Raw genomic sequence first — 2,502 nt, 5'->3', positions numbered from 1 at the left:
CGGCGAGGCCGCCCGCCGCCAGCACCGCGCAGGCCGCCGCGACGCCGATGATCCCGGCGCGCGACAACGGAATCGGCCGCTTCCCGCGTGGCCCGGCCCCGGGTGAGGTGTCCGCCTCCGCGTCATGCCTGGCGATAATCTGCCGCACGGGTCGAGATGCTACACAGCAGCAACGGGCGCAACATCGCAAACGCGCACAAGGCCGTGCGTGTCGCCGGCCCGGGGCAGGTCAGTCGGTGCCGGACTCCATCGCGGCGCGGTCGAGCATCTCTTCGGCGTCGGCCTCCCTGTCCCGGGCGGCGATCGCGTCGGCGCCGCCCTCGGGCAGCGCACCGATCAGCCCCGTCGAGGCCGCCTGCGCCGCGCCGATAAACGCCGGATGCGGGGTGCCGATCATGCCGATCGCGACGAACTGCTCGAGCTTCGCCCGCGAGTCGGCGATGTCGAGGTTGCGCATGGTCAGCTGGCCGATCCGGTCGGCGGGCCCGAACGCGGGGGCCTCGGTCCGCTCCATGGACAGCTTGTCCGGGTGGTAGCTGAACGCCGGTCCCGTGGTGCCAAGGACGGAGTAGTCCTCGCCGCGGCGCAGCCGCAGCGTCACCTCGCCGGTGACCGCCGTGCCGACCCAGCGCTGCAGCGACTCGCGCAGCATCAGCGCCTGCGGGTCCAGCCAGCGGCCCTCGTAGAGCAGCCTGCCGAGCCGCCGCCCCTCGTTGTGATAGCTGGCGATCGTGTCCTCGTTGTGGATGGCGTTCACCAGCCGCTCGTACGCCGCGTGCAGCAGCGCCATGCCGGGCGCCTCGTAGATGCCCCGGCTCTTGGCCTCGATGATCCGGTTCTCGATCTGGTCCGACATGCCGAGGCCGTGCCGGCCGCCGATCGCGTTGGCCTCCTGAACGAGGTCCACGGCCGAGCCGAACGGCTTGCCGTTGATCGTCACCGGCCGCCCCTGCTCGAAGCCGATCTCGACGTCCTCGGCGGGTATCTCGACCGCGGGGTCCCAGGACCGCACGCCCATGATCGGCTCGACGATCTCGATGCTCGCGTCGAGGCGCTCGAGCGACTTGGCTTCGTGGGTGGCGCCCCAGATGTTCGCGTCGGTGGAGTACGCCTTCTCCGTACTCGCCCGGTACGGCAGGCCGCGGTCGAGCAGCCACTCGGACATCTCCTTGCGGCCGCCGAGTTCGCTGACGAAGTCGGCGTCCAGCCACGGCTTGTAGATCCGCAGGCTCGGGTTGGCCAGCAGGCCGTACCGGTAGAAGCGCTCGATGTCGTTGCCCTTGAAGGTGGAGCCGTCTCCCCAGATCTGCACGCCGTCCTCGAGCATCGCGCGCACCAGCAGGGTGCCGGTGACCGCCCGCCCGAGCGGGGTGGTGTTGAAGTAGGCGCGGCCGCCGGACCGGATGTGGAACGCGCCGCAGGCCAGCGCGGCGAGACCTTCCTCGACGAGCGCCTCACGGCAGTCGACCAGGCGGGCCAGCTCCGCCCCGTACTCCGCCGCGCGCCCGGGCACCGACTCGATGTCAGGCTCGTCGTACTGGCCGATATCGGCGGTGTAGGTGTACGGCACGGCGCCCTTCTCGCGCATCCACGCGACCGCTACCGAGGTGTCGAGGCCGCCGGAGAAGGCGATCCCGACCCGTTCACCGACAGGGAGAGAGTTCAGCACCTTAGACACACTGAAAGTATATGCATACTACTGCATGATCATGCAACCCGCTAGGGTGAGGTTACGTGATGATCTTCAGGGACGCGCGGCGCGACGAGCTGGCGCGGATCGTGGCGCTGCTGGCAGACGATGAGCTCGGCGCCGGCCGGGAGACCGGAGTCGACGACGCGTACCAGAGCGCGTTCGACGACATCGCCGCCGATCCGCGCAGCCGGCTGATCGTCGCCGATGTCGACGGGCAGGTCGCCGGCACCTTTCAGCTGACCGTGCTGCCGGGGCTGAGCAGGCACGGCATGCGCCGGGCGCAGATCGAGGGCGTCCGGGTCGCGGCGCCGTGGCGGGGCCAGGGGCTGGGCCGGGCGATGCTCGGGTGGGCGATCGAGGCGGCCCGCCAGGACGGCTGCGGCCTTGTCCAGCTGACCTCGGACAAGCGCCGCGCCGACGCCATCAGGTTCTATGAATCCCTCGGCTTCGAGGCCTCCCACGAGGGCCTTAAGCTGCCGCTGTAGCCGGGAGCGTGCCTGGGCCAGGGCTGTGCCCGCTCGAGCTGGGCGGCGAGCGCGAGCAGCGCCCGCTCACCGCCGGGAGCGGCCACGAGCTGCACCGCGCCGGGCAGGCCGGCGCCGGCGGCCGGCACCGATGCCGCAGGAAAACCCGCCAGGTTCCACACCCCGGTCATCGGGGCGAACATCAGCGACATCGCCACGCTGCGCAGCCAGGACCGCTCGCCGTAGCGCCGGGCGGGCGGGCACGGCCGGGCCAGCGTCGGCATCACCAGCACGTCGTGGCGGTCGAAGAACGGGGCCAGGGCCGCCCGCAGCCGGTCCCTGTCC

Annotated in this window: 3 protein-coding genes; 1 reads left to right on the top strand and 2 read right to left on the bottom strand. The window is 71.5% G+C overall.

Annotated features, from left to right (window positions below; genetic code table 11):
* Positions 1-229: 229 nt before the first annotated feature.
* Positions 230-1,678: an argininosuccinate synthase gene (argG, locus tag WA805_RS17300; RefSeq protein WP_422288629.1), complete on the bottom strand. Its 1,449-nt coding sequence runs from the start codon at positions 1,676-1,678 to the stop codon at positions 230-232.
* Positions 1,679-1,737: 59 nt separating this feature from the next.
* On the opposite strand from argG, the gene WA805_RS17295 reads away from it, so the two are divergent.
* Positions 1,738-2,178 (top strand): N-acetyltransferase family protein, encoded by a 441-nt coding sequence (locus WA805_RS17295; RefSeq protein ID WP_425242846.1) that lies wholly within the window; start codon positions 1,738-1,740, stop codon positions 2,176-2,178.
* Here the strand turns inward: WA805_RS17295 and WA805_RS17290 are convergent.
* A partial coding sequence (locus tag WA805_RS17290) for an amidase family protein (protein WP_425242845.1) occupies positions 2,124-2,502 on the bottom strand: 379 nt, incomplete at its 5' end. The two genes, WA805_RS17295 and WA805_RS17290, sit on opposite strands and share 55 nt — an antisense overlap.

The organism is Trebonia sp. (genome assembly GCF_049794275.1).
GTDB lineage: Bacteria > Actinomycetota > Actinomycetes > Streptosporangiales > Streptosporangiaceae > Trebonia.
This window is presented reverse-complemented; position numbering and strand designations above follow the sequence as displayed.